Below are 18,447 nucleotides of genomic sequence, written 5' to 3'. Positions count from 1 at the left end.
AACATTCAGACTATGGTCTTTTTTTGCGCAATACGAAAAAAAGTTATTGAGGGGGAAATTCCTTTATTCCTACTAATTTTCTATGAAAAAATGAAAAAATTAAAAAAAACACTTGATTTTTTACTATAGTTAGAATATTATAACTGTAGTTAGATGTAACTAACTTCTTTTGAATAGACATTTGGACTCCGAAGAAAGCCCGGAGGGAGTAGCTACCCTCCCTTCGGAATCCTCCAAAAACAACCAGAAAGGTAAGAGAGGAGACACAATGAATTTTTTAGAAATTGAAAAAGTTATTGGAAGAGAGATTAAGTAAGGGAATTGAACTAAACTGTGGTAATTCGATTTTAATTAAGTTAAATCAAATCGGTTCGGTTTCTGAAACATTAGAAGCCATTAAGATGGCACATAAAGCAGGATATACAGCAATATCTTCGCACCGTTCAGGAGAAACAGAAGATACAACAATCGCAGATTTAGCCGTAGCACTTAATACTTGTCAGATTAAAACAGGAGCACCAAGTAGAAGTGAAAGGGTTGCAAAATACAACCAGCTTTTAAGAATAGAAGAACAGTTAGGAGATGCGGCTGTTTATCCTGGAATTAAAGCTTTTAATATTGAAAAAATATAAAAAAGTATTTTAAGAGGAAAAAATATGGTTGAAAAATATTTAATTGAATGGTGTTCATCCACTTTGGCGTCGTTAAAGACTGCAAGCCTTTTTAATTGGCACTACGTTCACGACAATATTACTTTAGAACAAGTGAAAAGCAGTATTGATGAAATGAATGAAAAATTCAAAGAAAAAGGAATTCAGATTGAAATACTTCGTGAAGAAGAAACCTGGGCGCTTATTTATGTGTACAGAGTAAAAAAACTTGAAGAAGACTTAAAGAAAAATGAGGTTAGTAAATTTTTAAGAGAAAATGGGTACAAAGAGACTTGTGTAAATTATGCGATAAGCTTACTTAAAAAAAGACTAATGGATTTAAAAGCGTTCCCGCATGAAATAGGAGTGTTTTTAGGATATCCAATAGAAGATGTTATAGGGTTTATTAATAATAAAGGGTGCAATTTTAAATGTTGCGGGTATTGGAAAGTTTACGGGGATAAAGAGAAAGCAATCAAAGAATTTGCAAGGTATGATAAGTGCAGAATGATTTATACAAAGTTATGGAATCAGGGGAGAAGCATATTGAAATTAACGGTGGCAGCATAACTGTTTAAAATATATTTTTCAACAATATTTATTTCATGTTTTGAAATAATAAGGGGTTAGATGGAAAATAAAACTATGAAATGGGAAAGAGTAAAAATAACGAAAAATAAAAATATGTACTTTAATGAAGAATGTGAAGTATAAGAACTATGGAAACTACAGAATTAAACACAAAAAAGACTAAATAAATAATGTAATTATTATAGTAGAAAGAAGGAAAAAAATGAGTAAAATAGCAGTAGTATTTTGGAGTGGAACAGGAAATACAGGAGTAATGGCTACTAATGTTGCAGAAGGTGCAAAAGAAGCCGGAGCAGAAGTTGATGTAATATATGTATCAGACTTTAGTGCTGATAAGATGGATGATTATGACGCAATCGCATTTGGTTGTCCTTCAATGGGAGCTGAGCAGTTAGAAGAAAGTGAATTCGAACCTGTATTCTTAGCTTGCGAACCAAAATTAAACGGCAAGAAGATTGCTTTATTTGGTTCATACGGCTGGGGCGATGGCGAATGGATGAGAAACTGGGAAGAAACATGCAAAAACGACGGTGCAGTTTTAGCAACAGATTTTGTAATCTGTAATGAAGCACCTGACGATGATGCAATTGAACAGTGTAAAGCTTTAGGAAAAGCATTAGTTTAGGTTACTATTTTAAATATCTATATAAGGGCAATTAAAAATATAGGTATTTAATTTAATAATACATACACGATACTTACATATATTTTGTAATTTTAATCTTAATCCAAAAAAGGCCGAAGCATTAGTGCTTCGGTTCTTTTTTTCTTGACCGAATTATGTGTAAGTGCTATTATTTAAGATAGTTTATAACGGATTACTATGTTATATATATTAAATAAAAAAATGTGAGGTATACGAAGATGACAAAGAGTTTTGACGATTTACTAGCAAAGGTTTCACAGTGTTCAAAGAAGACTGTAGCAGTTGCCTGTGCACAGGATGATGCGGTACTTGAAGCTGTAAAGGCTGCAAAAGAAAGAGGAATTGCAGATGCAATTTTAGTAGGCAATGAAGCTGAAATTAAAACTATTGCAAGAACATTAAAAATGCATATAAATGAATATAAGATTATTAACGTAGAGGATCCTGTTGAGGCAGCAAGAACAGCAGTAAAGTTAGTTCATGATGGCGAAGCAGACATGTACATGAAGGGACTTATTGATACTAAGACATTCTTAAAGAGTGTACTTGATAAGGAAGTTGGTCTTAGAACAGATAAAACATTATCACACGTTTGTGTATTTGAAATCAAAGGTGTTGATCACTTATTATTCTTATCAGATGTTGCTTTTGTACCATATCCTGATTTAGCTACAAAAGCAAATATTATTAAGAATACAGTAGAAATTGCTCACGCATGTGGAGTTGAATGCCCTAAGGTTGCACCAATTGCAGCAGTTGAAGTTGTTAATCCAAAGATGCCATGTACAGTAGAGGCTGATGAGTTAACAAAGATGAATGAAAATGGTGAAATCACAGGTTGCATCGTTGATGGACCACTTTCACTTGACTTAGCAATTGAACCACAGGCAGCTTTCCATAAGGGAACAACAGACAGAAAGATTGTTGGTGATGCTGATGTATTATTATTCCCTGACATTCATGCAGGAAACATTACATACAAGTGCTTAGTTCATACAGCTGAATGTAAGAACGGTAACATCTTAACAGGTACAAGCGCACCTGTTATCTTAACATCACGTTCAGATGAATTTGAAGTAAAGGTAAATTCTATTGCTTTAGCAGCGATTGTAGCTGAAGCAATGAACAAATAAATATGACTTTTTATTCGCCCGTTAATTGCGGGCGATAATCTATATATTAAAAATAAGGAGATTTTAAAATGGCTTATAAGATTTTAATTATCAATCCTGGTTCAACATCAACAAAGATTGGTGTATACGAAGATGAAACACAGGTAATGGAAGAAACACTTAGACATTCAACAGAAGAGATTGCAAAATATGAAACAATTTATGCACAGAAAGATTTCCGTAAGGAAGTTATTTTAAATGTACTTAAAGAAAAGAATGTTGACTTAAACGATATAGATGTAGTAGTTGGACGTGGTGGTTTGTTAAAACCAATTCCAGGTGGTACATACGCAACAACACCTGAATTATTAGAAGACCTTAAGATTGGAAAACAGGGACAGCACGCATCAAACCTTGGTGGTATTTTAGCACATGAAATCGCTGCTGAAATTAATGTACCATCATATATCGTTGATCCTGTAGTAGTTGACGAACTTCAGGATGTAGCAAGATTATCAGGACATCCTTTATTCCCACGTATTTCAATTTTCCATGCATTAAATCAGAAGGCTGTTGCTAAGAGATATGCAAAGGAAGTTGGAAAGGCTTATGAAGACCTTAACTTAATCGTTGTACATATGGGTGGTGGTGTTTCAGTTGGAGCACATAAGAATGGTAAAGTTGTTGATGTTGCAAACGCATTAGACGGAGACGGCCCATTCTCACCTGAAAGATCAGGTGGTCTTCCATCAGGTTCATTAATGAAACTTTGCTTTAGTGGTAAATACACAAAAGAAGAAGTTGGCAAGATGATTAACGGTAATGGTGGATTTAACGCATACGTTGGAACAAATGATATGAGAGATCTTTTAAAGATGGCTGAAAATAATGATGAAAAGGCTCAGTTAGTAATGGACGCTTTCCATTATCAGCTAGAAAAAGAAATCGGTGCAATGGCAGTTGTTCTTGGCGGAAAAGTTGACCAGATTATCTTAACAGGTGGTATTGCATATAGTGCAAATACTCAGAATCACATGAAGAATGCCGTAGAATGGATTGCTCCAGTTACAATTTATCCTGGAGAAGATGAACTTCTTGCATTAGCTCAGGGTGCTCTTAGAGTTATGAAGGGTGAAGAAGAAGCTAAAGTATACTAGGAGAAATTAATGAAGAAAAAACTTATAAGATCATCAAGTGACAGAATGTTATGTGGTGTATGTGGCGGTCTTGGAATTTATTTTAATATAGACTCAACAATGGTAAGGCTTATTTGGGCAGTAGTTACTTTATGTTCCTGTGGTACAGGAATTTTAGCCTATATAATTGCCACATTAATAATTCCTAATGATGATATAATACAGTAGTGAATATATTTCAGATTTTAAGGAAGAATATATAATATAAATAAAGGCTATGGAGATTTAGAGAATTTGTCTCTAATATTCATAGTCTTTATTTTTAAGAGGAAAATTATGTTTAAGTTATTAAAATATTTAAAAGATTACAAAAAAGAATCATTATTCGCTCCATTATTTAAAATGTTGGAAGCGTGTTTTGATTTGCTTGTTCCATTAGTTGTGGCAGCAATAATTGATAATGGTATAGCAGAAAATGACATAGCCTACATTTTGAAAATGGGTGGTGTATTGCTTTTATTAGCTGCAATAGGTCTCACATTTTCAATAACAGCACAATATTTTGCGGCAAAAGCAGCAGCAGGTTTTGGTAGAGGGTTAAGACATGATTTGTTTAAACACATTGGCGGTTTATCTTATACACAAATTGATCAGTACGGACCATCTACTTTTATTACCAGAATGACTGCTGACGTAAACCAAATACAGAATCAGGTGAACATGATGCTAAGGCTTTTATTACGTTCACCTTTTATAGTAATTGGTGCTATGATTATGGCATTTACAGTAGATGTAAAAACAGCAGTGGTTTTTGCAGTGGCAATTCCAGGACTTTCAGTGATTGTATTTGGAATAATGTTAATCACAATACCTATGTACAAAGTTGTGCAGAATTCTCTTGATGTTGTAATGGGGCATACAAGAGAAAATTTAAGTGGTACAAGAGTTATAAGGGCTTTTAACAGGGAAGCTCAGGAAGTAAAAGAATACAATGAAGAAACTCAGGTTTTAAACAGATTTCAAATTATTGCAGGTAGAATTTCAACACTTATGAATCCGGCTACTTTTATTATTATAAATGTTGCTATCATAGCAATTTTGTGGTACGGCGGAATTAGAGTAAATGTTGGTGGACTTTCTCAGGGACAGGTTGTTGCGTTAGTCAACTATATGTCACAGATTTTAGTTGAGCTAATAAAACTTGCCAGTCTTATTATTAATCTGACAAAAGCCTTTGCCTGCGCAAATCGTGTAAATGAAATATTTGATATTCCTTGTGAGGAAGATATGGGTACATTAGATAATGGACCTGACTTAGATACAAAAGTTGAATTTGATAATGTTTCATTAACCTATGATGGAGCAGGGGAAAGCTCCATTGAAGGTGTTAATCTGAAAGTAAAATCAGGAGAAACAATAGGTGTCATTGGTGGTACAGGTTCAGGAAAAACAACTTTAGTAAATATGATACCGGGATTTTATTATTCAACAGAAGGAACCTTGAGCATTGAGGGCGCAGATATTAAAAAATTCAAAAAATCAGCCTTACAGAAAAAAATATCAATAGTTCCTCAGAAGGCTTTATTGTTTAAAGGAACAATTAGAAGTAACTTATTGTGGGGCAATGAAGATGCAACTGAAGAAGAATTGATAGATGCACTAAAGAAATCACAAAGTTATGATTTTGTAATGGAAAAAGAGAATGGAATTGACTCGTATGTTACTCAAACCGGAAAGAATTTTTCAGGGGGGCAGAAACAAAGATTAACCATTGCAAGAGCCTTAGTTAAGAAACCTGAAATATTAATTTTAGATGACAGCTCATCGGCACTTGATTTTGCAACAGAGGCAAAATTAAGAAAAGCTATAAGAAGCTTAGAGAACGTTACAACATTTATAGTTTCCCAGCGAACATCATCTATTATGGATGCAGACCAGATAGTTGTATTAGACGACGGAAAAGTAGTAGGTGTTGGAAAACACGAACAATTATTGGAAAATTGTGAAGTTTACAAAGAGATATACCAATCACAGTTTAAAAATTCAGAGAAGGAGGGCAGATAAATGAATAATATGACACAAAAAGATGCCCTAAAAGAACTTCTTAAGAGAATAAAAAAATACTGGTACATGTTGTTACTGTCAGTGGTTTTTGCTACAGCTTATGTAATATTGTCTTTGTATATTCCAAAACTAATCGGACTTGGAACAGACAGAATTATTGGTCAGGGAAAAGTTGATTTTGTAGGATTAAAGGGCGTTATTCTTCAAATTGTTGTATGTACAATGATTGCCGCAGTAGGTTGGTGGATAATGGGATTATGTAACAACAAAATAACTTACAACGTTATACGTGACATTAGAAAAGAAGCTTTTGATAAAATTCAAAAATTACCTGTAAGTTATATTGACTCAAAATCAAGTGGTGACATTGTAAATAACGTTATTACAGATGTAGACCAGCTTGCAGATGGTCTTTTAATGGGCTTTTCAAATTTATTTACAGGTGTAATCACAATACTGTTTACTTTGATTTTTATGATACAGATTGATTTGAAAATTGCTTTAGTAGTAATTTGCGTGACACCTTTATCATTTTTTGTGGCAAGCTTTATTGCCAAGAGAACATATTCCATGTTTAGAGTTCAGTCAGAAATAAGAGGTGAACAGACAGGAATTGTAGATGAAACATTAAGTGGTCTGAAGGTTGTGAAGGCGTTTGGTCAGGAAGACAGCATATTAGAGGACTTTGATGACACAAATGACAGATTGTGGAAGGTAAATGTTAAGGCAACATTCTTTTCTTCAATTACTAACCCAAGTACAAGATTTGTAAATAACATTGTATATGCGTTAGTAGCAATATTCGGTGGTTTGGAGGCTGTGATAGCAAAAGGAATAACTGTTGGTGGTTTAATGACTATTTTAAGTTATGCAAATCAGTATACTAAGCCTTTTAACGAAATTTCAGGAGTTATTACAGAATTACAAAATGCAATTGCATGTAGTGCAAGAGTTTTTTCTTTAATAAACGAAGAGGAAATTGTGGATGTAAAAGAATCAGAAGAAACTGTCTTAAAAAATGTTGATGGAAGCATTGGTATAGACAATGTGAACTTTTCATACGACAAAGATAAAGAATTAATAAAAGACCTTAATTTGCATGTAAAACCGGGACAAAGAGTTGCCATTGTCGGACCAACCGGATGTGGAAAGACAACAATTATTAATTTGTTAATGAGATTCTATGATGCTGATTCAGGTAAAATAACTGTGGATAATAGAAATATAACTGATATCACACGAAAAAGTTTGCGTGAAAATTACGGTATGGTTCTTCAGGAAACATGGCTGCAAAAAGAAACAATTGCAGATAATATTGCTTTTGGAAAACCTGATGCAACAAGGGAAGAAATAATAGAAGCAGCAAAACAAAGTCATGCCCACAGTTTTATTAAACGTTTGCCGAAGGGATATGATACGGTAATTGGTGAAGATGGTGGTATCTTATCACAGGGACAAAAACAGTTGTTATGTATTGCAAGAGTAATGCTTGCCTTACCACCAATGCTCATCTTGGACGAAGCAACATCTTCAATTGACACAAGAACAGAAATAAGAATCCAAAAAGCGTTTAATAAAATGATGAAAGGCAGAACTACATTCATAGTAGCCCATCGTCTTTCAACAATAAAAGAAGCGGACATAATTCTTGTAATGAATAACGGAAAAATAATTGAGCAGGGAAATCATCAGCAATTGCTTGAACAAAAAGGATTTTACTATAATTTATATAATAGTCAGTACCAATAAAGTAAAAGTAATGTTGCATAATATTTACATAAATGGTAGAATAGACGGTAAGAAAATAGAATGAAAAACTAACAAAACAAAAGATTGTATTGAAAAACATTAACAAAAACACATAAACTCTCACATAACCATAATGTAAGTATAATCAAATGTATTTGTGGTTATGTGGGAGTTTTTTTATAGTGAGTTGTAAAAAATCTGTTGTTCGAAAACAACTTTGTGTTTAATGTTAGGGGAGAAAAAGTAATGAAGATAGCAGTGATAGATAATGATGAGAAATTTGCTAATGAAATGGCGAAATACATAAAGAGGATGTATGAAAATGAAGAGAAAATAGTTGTTGATTATTATTCGTCAGGGAAAAAATATATACATAGCAAAAAGAGTTATGAAATAGCTTTTTTTGAACTTGATTTAAAAGGAGAAGAACCGTTTAGAATAATTAACATTTCAAGAAATATAAGAAAAGAAACATTGAATGTAATTATAACAACAAAGATTGAATTGTGTAGGAAAGGATATTTGGTAAACGCTTTTAGATTTATATACAAAAATGAATATAAAAAATATATAGAAGAGACTATAGAATCGGCAAAAAAAGTTTTGAAATATAATCATGAAATAGAAATAGGGGGAGTGGGAATTGGAGGAAGAAAAGTACTAACAAAAGATATTGTATATATAGAATATGTGAATCATAGTGTAATTGTTCATTTAAAGGAAGAAGATATAAGATGCAATTGTTCAATGGCTTCAATAGAAAGCAAATTAGATGAAAATTTGTTTTTTAGATGTCATAGTTCATATATAGTAAATATTAGTAAAATAGACAAAATTGATGATAAAAATTATTTGGCTTATGTTTCAGGTGGAGAAAAAATAAATATAACGCAAAGAAAAGTATGGAAAATGAAAAAAAGTTAAGAGAATTTTTAAACAATGTCAATTATGAAAAAATACCTATCAATTAAGTAAAAAACATTGTGTTAAATACTGAATATGCTATTCTAAATTTGTATTTGATCAAATATATAGTAATTTATACAAAAAAGAAAATACAAAGAGGAGTAGCGTATGAAGAAAAAAATTAAGAAGATTATTTGTTGCATGACAGTATTGAGTTTGATTGGAGGAACAATACCTAATATTTATGCTAAGGAAAGCAATATGGGTGAGAACGAATATATTGTAATGTCGAAAGGAAAAAATACAATTAATAGTATTAAAGAGAAATACGAAAATGGAAAAGAAGAAGATATTGATTTATCTAACAAAAACAAGATAACAGTGTGTAAATTGTCAAAAGATGAAAAACAAACTGTAGCTGACAAGCAGGATGTAGTAGCTGTTGAAAAGAATTTCAAGATTAAAGCATCAGAAACTAATATTCAGATTGATCCGGATAAGATTTCCGATGATTGGAATTATAAAATGATAAATACAGATGAGACAAATAGAAAAGAGTTTAAATCTAAAATAAAGGTGGCAGTAATTGATTCTGGAATTGATGAATGTGGAGAAATAAATGTTGTTAAAAGATTTAATTTAGTTCCTAGTGAAAATGATGTTTTACCAGTATATGATGATATTTCAGGACATGGAACAGAAGTGGCTAGTATTATTGCAAATGAAACAAATAATAATGCGGATATATATTCTATAAAAGTAATGGACAGTGATAATACGGCACCGGTAAGTAGAATTATAGAGGCAATTTATACGGCAATTGATGAAAATGTTGATGTTATTAATATGAGTTTTGGTTCGTTAGAAAACTCTAAAATTTTACATAAAGCTATTAAAGATGCATATGGTAAAGGAATTCTTTTGATAGCAGCAGCAGGAAACAGAGGTGAGATAGACGGAAAAGTTGAATATCCGGCAGCATATAATGAGGTAATGAGTGTAGGTGCAATAGATTCAAATGGTGATATAACTGAAAATAGTTCAGTTGGAGAAGATGTTGATGTTAATGCACCAGGTGAGTTTGTTAAAACAACAACAAATTTTGGATTAGAAACTGTTTCATCAGGAACAAGTATTGCCGCACCACATATAACAGGTATGGCTTGTATGTTATGGCAAATGAACAAAGAAAAAAGTGCAGACTTTATTAGAACATTGATTGAAAAATCTTCGAAAACAGTAGAAAATGAAGAAACGTATAAAGTTGCAGATTTGGAATATGCTTTAGACAATTACAAAACATATAGTGAAAATTATGCGGAAAATAAAAAAGTAATACCTTTGAATCAATCAGACGTAGAAGCAGATGATTCCATGAAAAGAGTTACTGCATTATGGTCAAAGGCAAATCACGAAGCATTAGTGTCAAATGCTAATGGGGGTAAATTAACCAAGAAACAATTAAATTTAGTAAAAACGGGAATCAGATATAATGATGAATATCTGAGGTCAAATGCTTCAAACATGGATAGGAAAATATGGCATGCATTATGTAGAGAAGAGGAGTCAAATGGACAAAAGGTAAAGGTCCCTACGGATTATATAGCTGGTACATGTTTTGTTCAAAAGGTTATTAAAAGAAGTGATTTAAATCCTACTAATGTTGAGAAAGTATCAGGAATGACTCAAAACGAATATAAGCAAATGAAAAAGGATATAAAAAATATACAATGGAAAAATGTCTTAAAAATAAAAGGCCTGAAAAGCGAAGATTATCCAGACAATAAGGAGAATAGAAGATTTGTTTTACTTGGAATGAGTTTTCATATTATAACTGACACATTTGCACATAGAGCATTTGCAAAGATTGCACAATATGGAAGATGGAATGGTTGGGTATACATAGAAAATGTCCCACCTTATGGTGGTGAAGCAGATGATATTGACAATTTCCCGGGAAGATATAAAGCGGCTGGAAATGTTTTAAAGAATTATATAAAGAATAGTGTTAATGGTGACGCAATTAAAAGTATTAAGACTATTAAGAGCAGAGAGATTATAAAAGATAATGACGTTTTAGATTGTGCAATACAGGAATTGATGTTTTTTGCAAAGAACAATGTAGCAAATGACGAGACTTACTCTACTTGGGAGAAAAAATTGGCAATGTATACCTATACAAGTAACGCGAATAATAGAAAAATTATAGATGCTATAGAAGCAAAAAAATAGATTAATATAAGTACATTTAATTTATATTTATGAATTTGGAGTTTAGGAAAACAATTAAAAACAAATTACTTAAATGAATTTAAAAACTTTTGCAATATTTTTTTTATGCAATACGTTTAAAAAGTATAAATAAAAGGAGGTACTGTGATATGAAAAATAAGAAAGCAGTAAAACTATTAGCAACTATTAATGTTTTAGCAATGTTGACTATGTTAGGGCAGCCGGTTGTAAAGGCACAACAACCAAAAGAGGAGTATTTAGTAGAAATTAATGAAACTAATTTTCCAGATAATTTACTTAGAAGATACATGAATTTGGTTGTTGACTCAAATCAAAATGGAAAGATTGAACAAGATGAAGTTCAAAAAATAAAATATCTGAAATTAGGTGAATATGAAGGTGAAGGCGAGCTGGAAAAATTTACTAATTTAGGTGATGAAGGTGTAGTAAGAGATTTTAAAGGCATAGAATATCTGACTAATCTTGAGGAAATGAAGATAGCGATTCCAACTAAAATGACAAATAAAGAATCTCTTTATAAACTTACTAATTTAAAAAGTGTAACAATGCTTGGTGGATTGGGAAAAACAGATTTAAAGACTTTTGATTTTTCAAATTACAGAAAATTAAATAAAATTCAAATTGTTCAATTGAACAACCTGAAGAAAATCAACATATCAAAGAATAGTAATTTAAAAAGCTTCGAGTGTTGGGCAGGTGGTAAATTAAATAAAGTAGATTTTTCAAAATGTAAAAAAGTATCAAATATAAAAATCGTAGATACTAATATTAAAAAAATTAACATTGGAAAAAATAAAAAGTTAAAAAGCATTACCATAAAAAATGACAACAGTTTAAAAAAGATTGATATTTCCAAAGCAGGAAAAATTAAGTCTTTAAAAATTGTAAATGCTCCAAAGCTGAAGAAAATTATTACATCTAAAAAACAAAAGATTAAAAGTGTAATAGTAAAAGGATGTAAAAACATCTCAAAAAAGGACATAAGGAAAATAAAGAAAAAATAGAAAATAAACAAAAAGTAAATAGAAATACTATAGTAAAACAGGATGGAAGTTGAAAAGCTTTCATCCTGTTTTTGTAATGGAAAATTTTTTAACTAGAGGCATACTTAGCGCGTAGAATATCATAAGTCATATTTACTGATTAAAACACATTTAAAACTGCTTAATATTTTTCCAGTAAGTATAAAAGAAAAATGAAAATACACCGGCTAAAACTACTGCGCATACTCCGTTAGAAAAGTAACTATACAAACGTGTTTCTGAATTACAAAAAGAAAAAATATATCTGATAAGATAACAGCAAAGCATACTTATACTTAGCCAAATTACAGGCTTGATTATAAAGTCCATGCAATTAAGTTTGTGTCCAATATTCTTTTTTATACAATAATTATGCAGTAAAGTAGTTATAAGATTGCTGCCAAGAAGTCCCCATAAATATCCTTTAATACCGATTGTAGGAACCAAAAACCATAAGCAGAAAAGGCGAATAACAGTTCCAACAACATTATGTATAAAAGCCTGATTAGTTTTGCCAAGTCCATGTAATATGGCACCCATGGTAATGGACAAATACATAAAAGGGCATATCCAGGCAAGAATTTTTATATAATCACCAGCCTGTCTGTGACCGAAAATTTCGCCACCAATAAAATCTCCAAAATACAGGAAAAATCCAATAAAGAAAATCCCCATAATTATAGAAAAACAAATAGAAGTTTCTGTAGCTTTTTTAACCTGATTGTTTTTACCGCTGGTGTTAGCGTCTGCAATGGCAGGCAAAATCATGGTTGAGACAGAGGTATTAATTGCCGAGGGAAAAGTTATAACAGGAACTGCCATGCCTGTTAAAATTCCATAGACACTAAGAGCATTGTCCTTTGACAAACCACTTTTAACCAAAACAATAGGCACTAAAATTGCTTCAAAGCATTGGAGAAAAGTTATCATGATTTTGTTAATTGTAAGCACATAGGAAACAGAAAAAAGTTTCTTCATTGATACAAACAAATCTTTAATTTTAAAAGAGTATTTTGGTTCTCCTGTCAAAGCAATAACACAGAAAATCACACCAATAAATTCTGAAATAATCATGGAATAAACTGCAACCATAGGTGTAATTTCGATTTTGTTTGTTATGACAACCATACCAATAATATAGACAGATGCTACTTTTGCAAGTTGTTCAAGCACTGTAGAAAAAGCAGGAACAAAAGTCTTTTTCATGCCAAGATAATAACCGGTTATACAGGAGTGAAAAGCTGCAAGGGGGACAGTAAGAGACGCATATTTTATCATTTCATAACACTGGCTGTTTTTTATAATATTAACAGAAATAGGCAGAGCAAATTTATACAAAATAAAAGCCGTAAAAGCAGACAGAACAGCAGACATTACAAGGCTACTTATTAAAATCATAAATTTACTGTTTTTGTTTTTGCTTTCGGCAACAAATCTTGAAACAGCTATTTGGATGCCACCGCAACTTACAGAGATGGCAAATCCCAGAACCGGAAAAATTAATTGAAAAAGGCCCATTCCTTTTGCACCCATTAAGTTTGAAAGGAATATTCTATATAAAAAACCAAGAATTCTACTTAATAAAGTGGCAGATGTAAGGACAATAGTTCCTTGAATAATTTGCTTTTTTACAGACATAGTACCACCGAAAAACACTTTATTATAATTTATTCTTAACATTAAAAAAAATGCTATTAATATTATTAAGGAGAAACCATGATTTATTTGGACAATGGGGCAACAACAAAAATATGCAAAGAAGCAGCAGAAGCCATGGAACCATATTTAAATGACATGTATGGAAATCCGTCAGGCATATATACATTATCAAAAAAATCAAGAAAGATTATAGAGGAAACAAGGGAGAAAATAGCCGGAGTTTTAAACTGCAAAGGGGAAAATATTATTTTTACGTCAGGAGGAACTGAGTCGGATAATTGGGTTTTGGAAAACGCAAAACAGTGGGGAAATCATATTGTTACTTCAAAAATAGAACACCACGCTGTTTTAAATAAATGCAGTGAGCTAGAACAAAAAGGTATGCATGTTTCCTACATTGGAACAGACAGAGAAGGGCTGATAAATCCCTACGAAATTGAAAGTTACATTAGGAATGATAAAACAATAAAAACAGGGCTAATTTCCATAATGTATGCAAATAACGAAATTGGCACAATACAGGAAATAGGAAAAATTGCGCAGATTGCTAAAAAACATAATATACTGTTTCATACAGATGCTGTGCAGGCTTTTTGCCATGTACCAATTGATGTGGAAAAATTGCAGGTGGATATGTTAAGTGCCAGCGCTCACAAGTTTTACGGCCCTAAAGGAATAGGCTTTTTGTATATAAAAGAGCCGAAAAAAATGAATCCACTGGTGTATGGTGGAAGTCAGGAATTTGGCAAAAGAGCAGGCACTGAAAATGTGGCAGCTATTGTGGGCATGGGGGTGGCGGTAGAAACTGCCAAAAATAAAATAACCAAAAGATTGGAAAAAGAGAGCAGACTGAGAGATTATCTAATTAACAGAATGTTAAGAGAAATTCCATACGTGAGATTAAACGGCCATCAGATAAAACGACTACCGGGAAATGCTAATTTTACAATAGCAGGAATTGATGGAACATCACTTGTAATACTAATGGATAATGAAGGTGTGTGTATTTCAGCCGGTTCAGCATGTTCTTCTTCATCAGATAAGCCGTCTCATGTTATAACCGCAATTGGTGTGCCGGATAAATTTGCATACGGAACCATTAGAATTACATTATCCTACGAAAACACAAAAGAAGAGATTGATTACACAGTAAATACACTGAAAGAAAATATTTTGAAAATGAGAAAAGCGGGAAATTAGAAAAGGAGCTGTGCGCCGGTGATTAGATATCTTTAAGGCGACAGCTCTATGTTTAAATTAAAGGGTAAATATTTTTAAATCAAAAGAATTAGCAATTTCGTATGCTTTATCAAAACCGTAACCAATGTATTCAGCTTTATGAGCGTCAGAACCAAGGGTAACGTATTTCCCACCTAATTCCTTATATCTTTTAATAATATCAGTATGTGGATTAAAAAAGTCAAAACCTTTAGATAAGTTAGAAGTGTTAATTTCCAATTTAATATCTTTTTCTATAATGAATTTTAAAATCTCATCAATAACATCCTGATAATCACGTGGTGAATAGTTTGAGTCTCTGTTTGGACTGTATCTTACAACATAGTCTAAATGACCTAAAGTATCAATTTGGCTGAATTCTAATAAGCCTTCCAAAAGAGTTTTAAAATAAAGTTCAAAAGCATCCCTGTCCTGTCTGTTTTTCCAAAAATCTGTATAATATGGGTCCATGTTGTCCACAATATGACAGGAGCCAATTATAAAATCCAACGCTGATGCATTTATAAGCTCCAGGCATTGAGTACCTGTACCTTTCATAAGCCCCAACTCAATGCCTTTAAAAAGTTTAATTTTATTTTTGTATTGTTCTTTTTTTTTAGATAAAACCAAATTATATTTAGGAAGGTCAATAAGAGGAGTTTCCCCTTCAACAGGCCAGTTAAAATCCTCATGGTCGGTTATGACAATTTGGTTCATTTTTAACTCAATTGCTTTTGAAATAATATTGTCGATTTTTTCTTCTGAGTCAAAAGAAAATTTGCTATGAACATGATAATCTGAAATCATAATATTAGTCCTTTTTATTTTTTTGTAAAATTCACGTTAAAATTTAACTTAGAATTTTAAATAAAATATAGCAAAAACAACAATAAAAATCTACAATAACGTTTCATTATCAAAAAATTGACAAAAATTTAACAAAAAACCAAGAAAAACCGTAAAAACACCTTGATATTTACAGAGTAATTATGTAAAATAATCAATAGGTTAATGAAAATTAACAATAAAAATTAAAAATTTTTCAGGAGGAAAAATCAAATGGCAGTTAAAGTTGCAATTAACGGATTTGGACGTATTGGACGTCTTGCTTTCAGACAGATGTTTGGTGCTGAAGGTTATGAAGTAGTAGCTATCAACGACTTAACAAGTCCTAAAATGTTAGCTCACTTATTAAAGTATGATTCATCACAGGGTAAATATGAAAAGGCTGATACAGTTTCAGCTACAGAAGATTCTATCATCGTTGATGGTAAGGAAATCAAGATTTATGCAGAAGCTGATGCTTCAAATTGCCCTTGGGGAGAATTAAACGTAGACGTAGTATTAGAATGTACAGGATTCTATACATCAAAGGACAAAGCACAGGCTCATATCAAAGCTGGTGCTCGTAAGGTTGTTATTTCAGCTCCAGCTGGAAATGATCTTCCTACAATCGTTTACAATACAAACCACAATACATTAAAGCCAGAAGATACAATTATCTCAGCTGCTTCATGTACAACAAACTGTTTAGCACCTATGGCTGATGCTCTTAACAAGTACGCTCCAATCCAGAGTGGTATCATGTTAACAATTCATGCTTACACAGGTGATCAGATGACTCTTGATGGTCCTCAGAGAAAGGGTGACTTAAGAAGATCAAGAGCTGCTGCAGTTAACATCGTTCCTAACTCAACAGGTGCTGCAAAAGCTATCGGATTAGTAATTCCAGAATTAAACGGAAAATTAATCGGATCTGCACAGAGAGTTCCAGTTCCAACAGGATCAACAACAGTTCTTACTGCTGTAGTTAAAGGAAAAGATATCACAGTTGAAGGTATCAACGCAGCTATGAAGGCAGCTTCAAACGAATCATACGGATACAATGAAGACGAAATCGTTTCTTCAGATATCGTAGGTATGAGATATGGTTCATTATTTGATGCTACACAGACAATGGTATCAAAGGTTGACGAAGACACATATGAAGTACAGGTTGTTTCATGGTATGACAACGAAAATTCATACACAAGCCAGATGGTTAGAACAATCAAATACTTCTCAGAACTTGCATAAGTTTAAGAATATTAAGATCCAAAAGGGTCCGGCTTTAATGGGCCGGGCCCTTTGTTTATGTATGGGTTTTTAGTTTATACAGTATGGATTTTTAAATATGAAAATTAGAAAGGAAAGTTAATATGCTTAACAAAAAATCAGTTGATGATATCAATGTAAAAGGATTAAAGGTATTAGTTCGTTGTGATTTCAACGTACCTTTAAAGGAAGGCGTTATTACAGATGAAAACCGTCTTGTAGCAGCTCTTCCAACAATCAAAAAATTAATTAATGATGGTGGTAAGGTTATCCTTTGCTCACATCTTGGAAAGCCAAAGGGAGAACCAAAGCCTGAATTATCACTTGCACCAGTTGCAGTAAGACTTTCAGAATTATTAGGACAGGAAGTTAAGTTTGCAGCAGATGATAATGTTGTAGGTGAAAATGCAAAAGCAGCAGTAGCAGCTATGCAGGATGGTGATGTAGTATTACTTCAGAATACACGTTACAGAGCAGAAGAAACAAAGAATGGAGAAGCTTTCTCAAAAGAACTTGCTTCACTTTGTGATGTATTTGTAAATGATGCATTTGGTACAGCTCATAGAGCACACTGTTCAAACGTTGGTGTAACAGAATATGTTGACACAGCAGTAGTTGGATACTTAATGCAGAAAGAAATTGATTTCTTAGGAAATGCAGTAAACAATCCTGTAAGACCTTTCGTAGCTATTCTTGGTGGTGCTAAGGTTGCTGACAAATTAAATGTTATCAATAACTTACTTGAAAAGTGCGATACTTTAATTATCGGTGGTGGTATGGCATACACATTCGTTAAGGCTCAGGGCGGAAATGTTGGTATCTCTTTAGTAGATGACAGCAAGCTTGATTACTGTAATGACATGCTTAAGAAAGCAGAAGAATTAGGAAAGAAGATTTTACTTCCAATCGATACAGTTGCAGCTGATGGATTCCCAGATCCAATTGATGCAGAAATCGAAACAATGATAGTTCCAACTAATGCAATTCCTGATGACAAAGAAGGACTTGATATTGGACCTAAGACAAGAGAATTATTTGCTGATGCAGTAAAGAATGCTAAGACAGTAGTATGGAACGGACCTATGGGTGTTTCAGAAAATCCATGTCTTGCAGCAGGTACTATTGCAGTAGCTCAGGCTTTAGCTGATACAGATGCTACAACAATTATCGGTGGTGGTGATTCAGCAGCAGCAGTAAACAACCTTGGATTTGGTGATAAGATGACTCACATCTCAACAGGTGGTGGAGCAAGCTTAGAATTCTTAGAAGGAAAAGACTTACCAGGCGTTGTAGCAGCAAACGACAAATAACGCTAAGGCAAATGAGTCCATTTACACAAAAACAAAT

General features: G+C 32.6%; 15 protein-coding genes and 1 pseudogene. 14 read left to right on the top strand and 2 right to left on the bottom strand.

What is annotated here, in order from left to right; genetic code table 11:
* Positions 1-302: 302 nt before the first annotated feature.
* From eno to ACQY63_RS04120, 11 genes and pseudogenes are all read left to right on the top strand, one after another.
* A pseudogene (gene eno / locus ACQY63_RS04170) lies at positions 303-632 on the top strand (phosphopyruvate hydratase); the annotation flags it as partial.
* Between the two features lie 24 nt (positions 633-656).
* Positions 657-1,220, top strand: a complete 564-nt coding sequence (locus tag ACQY63_RS04165) for a DUF3793 family protein (RefSeq protein WP_022166028.1) — start codon at positions 657-659, stop codon at positions 1,218-1,220.
* A 223-nt stretch (positions 1,221-1,443) separates the two neighbouring features.
* The gene (locus ACQY63_RS04160; protein WP_302690264.1) at positions 1,444-1,866 is read left to right on the top strand and encodes a flavodoxin; all 423 of its coding nucleotides are present in this window, start codon (positions 1,444-1,446) and stop codon (positions 1,864-1,866) included.
* A 239-nt stretch (positions 1,867-2,105) separates the two neighbouring features.
* Positions 2,106-3,020, top strand: coding sequence for a phosphate butyryltransferase (gene ptb, locus ACQY63_RS04155; RefSeq protein WP_022166026.1), 915 nt, complete (start codon positions 2,106-2,108; stop codon positions 3,018-3,020).
* A gap of 68 nt (positions 3,021-3,088) precedes the next feature.
* Complete coding sequence (buk, locus tag ACQY63_RS04150) at positions 3,089-4,156, top strand: butyrate kinase (protein ID WP_022166025.1); 1,068 nt, start codon at positions 3,089-3,091, stop codon at positions 4,154-4,156.
* 9 nt (positions 4,157-4,165) lie between these two features.
* On the top strand, positions 4,166-4,363 hold the full coding sequence (locus tag ACQY63_RS04145; protein ID WP_022166024.1) for a PspC domain-containing protein: 198 nt from the start codon (positions 4,166-4,168) through the stop codon (positions 4,361-4,363).
* Between the two features lie 108 nt (positions 4,364-4,471).
* Complete coding sequence (locus ACQY63_RS04140) at positions 4,472-6,199, top strand: ABC transporter ATP-binding protein (RefSeq protein ID WP_428244778.1); 1,728 nt, start codon at positions 4,472-4,474, stop codon at positions 6,197-6,199.
* Positions 6,200-7,948: an ABC transporter ATP-binding protein gene (locus ACQY63_RS04135; protein ID WP_412334591.1), complete on the top strand. Its 1,749-nt coding sequence runs from the start codon at positions 6,200-6,202 to the stop codon at positions 7,946-7,948.
* 246 nt (positions 7,949-8,194) lie between these two features.
* Positions 8,195-8,872 (top strand): LytR/AlgR family response regulator transcription factor, encoded by a 678-nt coding sequence (locus ACQY63_RS04130; RefSeq protein WP_428244777.1) that lies wholly within the window; start codon positions 8,195-8,197, stop codon positions 8,870-8,872.
* 150 nt (positions 8,873-9,022) lie between these two features.
* Positions 9,023-11,086 carry a S8 family serine peptidase gene (locus ACQY63_RS04125; protein ID WP_428244776.1) on the top strand — a complete coding sequence of 688 codons (2,064 nt, stop codon included), beginning with the start codon at positions 9,023-9,025 and terminating at the stop codon, positions 11,084-11,086.
* Between the two features lie 149 nt (positions 11,087-11,235).
* Entirely contained in the window at positions 11,236-12,111 is an 876-nt protein-coding gene (locus ACQY63_RS04120) for a hypothetical protein (RefSeq protein WP_022164629.1), read from the top strand.
* A gap of 150 nt (positions 12,112-12,261) precedes the next feature.
* On the opposite strand, the gene ACQY63_RS04115 is transcribed toward ACQY63_RS04120, so the two are convergent.
* Complete coding sequence (locus ACQY63_RS04115) at positions 12,262-13,767, bottom strand: oligosaccharide flippase family protein (protein WP_428244775.1); 1,506 nt, start codon at positions 13,765-13,767, stop codon at positions 12,262-12,264.
* A 78-nt stretch (positions 13,768-13,845) separates the two neighbouring features.
* Between ACQY63_RS04115 and ACQY63_RS04110 the strand changes: the two genes are divergently transcribed.
* Positions 13,846-14,988: a cysteine desulfurase family protein gene (locus ACQY63_RS04110; RefSeq protein ID WP_428244774.1), complete on the top strand. Its 1,143-nt coding sequence runs from the start codon at positions 13,846-13,848 to the stop codon at positions 14,986-14,988.
* Positions 14,989-15,045: 57 nt separating this feature from the next.
* Here the strand turns inward: ACQY63_RS04110 and ACQY63_RS04105 are convergent, their stop codons facing one another.
* Complete coding sequence (locus tag ACQY63_RS04105; protein WP_428244773.1) at positions 15,046-15,813, bottom strand: histidinol-phosphatase HisJ family protein; 768 nt, start codon at positions 15,811-15,813, stop codon at positions 15,046-15,048.
* 252 nt (positions 15,814-16,065) lie between these two features.
* Between ACQY63_RS04105 and gap the strand changes: the two genes are divergently transcribed.
* Both gap and ACQY63_RS04095 read left to right on the top strand, forming a co-directional pair.
* Positions 16,066-17,082, top strand: coding sequence for a type I glyceraldehyde-3-phosphate dehydrogenase (gap, locus tag ACQY63_RS04100; protein WP_117998953.1), 1,017 nt, complete (start codon positions 16,066-16,068; stop codon positions 17,080-17,082).
* 122 nt (positions 17,083-17,204) lie between these two features.
* Positions 17,205-18,410 (top strand): phosphoglycerate kinase, encoded by a 1,206-nt coding sequence (locus ACQY63_RS04095; protein WP_117998954.1) that lies wholly within the window; start codon positions 17,205-17,207, stop codon positions 18,408-18,410.
* Positions 18,411-18,447 lie beyond the last annotated feature (37 nt).

Source organism: Eubacterium sp. Marseille-QA0814 (assembly GCF_965119675.1).
Classification (GTDB): Bacteria; Bacillota; Clostridia; order Lachnospirales; family Lachnospiraceae; genus Eubacterium_G.
This window is presented reverse-complemented; position numbering and strand designations above follow the sequence as displayed.

Excerpts from the sequence above, each read along its gene's own strand:
- ACQY63_RS04125 (WP_428244776.1), top strand. The coding sequence starts at position 9,023 with ATGAAGAAAAAAATTAAGAAGATTATTTGTTGCATGACAGTATTGAGT.
- ACQY63_RS04135 (WP_412334591.1), top strand. The coding sequence starts at position 6,200 with ATGAATAATATGACACAAAAAGATGCCCTAAAAGAACTTCTTAAGAGA.
- ACQY63_RS04160 (WP_302690264.1), top strand. The coding sequence starts at position 1,444 with ATGAGTAAAATAGCAGTAGTATTTTGGAGTGGAACAGGAAATACAGGA.
- ACQY63_RS04145 (WP_022166024.1), top strand. The coding sequence starts at position 4,166 with ATGAAGAAAAAACTTATAAGATCATCAAGTGACAGAATGTTATGTGGT.
- gap (WP_117998953.1), top strand. The coding sequence starts at position 16,066 with ATGGCAGTTAAAGTTGCAATTAACGGATTTGGACGTATTGGACGTCTT.
- buk (WP_022166025.1), top strand. The coding sequence starts at position 3,089 with ATGGCTTATAAGATTTTAATTATCAATCCTGGTTCAACATCAACAAAG.
- ACQY63_RS04095 (WP_117998954.1), top strand. The coding sequence starts at position 17,205 with ATGCTTAACAAAAAATCAGTTGATGATATCAATGTAAAAGGATTAAAG.
- ACQY63_RS04130 (WP_428244777.1), top strand. The coding sequence starts at position 8,195 with ATGAAGATAGCAGTGATAGATAATGATGAGAAATTTGCTAATGAAATG.
- ptb (WP_022166026.1), top strand. The coding sequence starts at position 2,106 with ATGACAAAGAGTTTTGACGATTTACTAGCAAAGGTTTCACAGTGTTCA.
- ACQY63_RS04115 (WP_428244775.1), bottom strand. The coding sequence starts at position 13,767 with ATGTCTGTAAAAAAGCAAATTATTCAAGGAACTATTGTCCTTACATCT.
- ACQY63_RS04120 (WP_022164629.1), top strand. The coding sequence starts at position 11,236 with ATGAAAAATAAGAAAGCAGTAAAACTATTAGCAACTATTAATGTTTTA.
- ACQY63_RS04105 (WP_428244773.1), bottom strand. The coding sequence starts at position 15,813 with ATGATTTCAGATTATCATGTTCATAGCAAATTTTCTTTTGACTCAGAA.
- ACQY63_RS04140 (WP_428244778.1), top strand. The coding sequence starts at position 4,472 with ATGTTTAAGTTATTAAAATATTTAAAAGATTACAAAAAAGAATCATTA.
- ACQY63_RS04110 (WP_428244774.1), top strand. The coding sequence starts at position 13,846 with ATGATTTATTTGGACAATGGGGCAACAACAAAAATATGCAAAGAAGCA.
- ACQY63_RS04165 (WP_022166028.1), top strand. The coding sequence starts at position 657 with ATGGTTGAAAAATATTTAATTGAATGGTGTTCATCCACTTTGGCGTCG.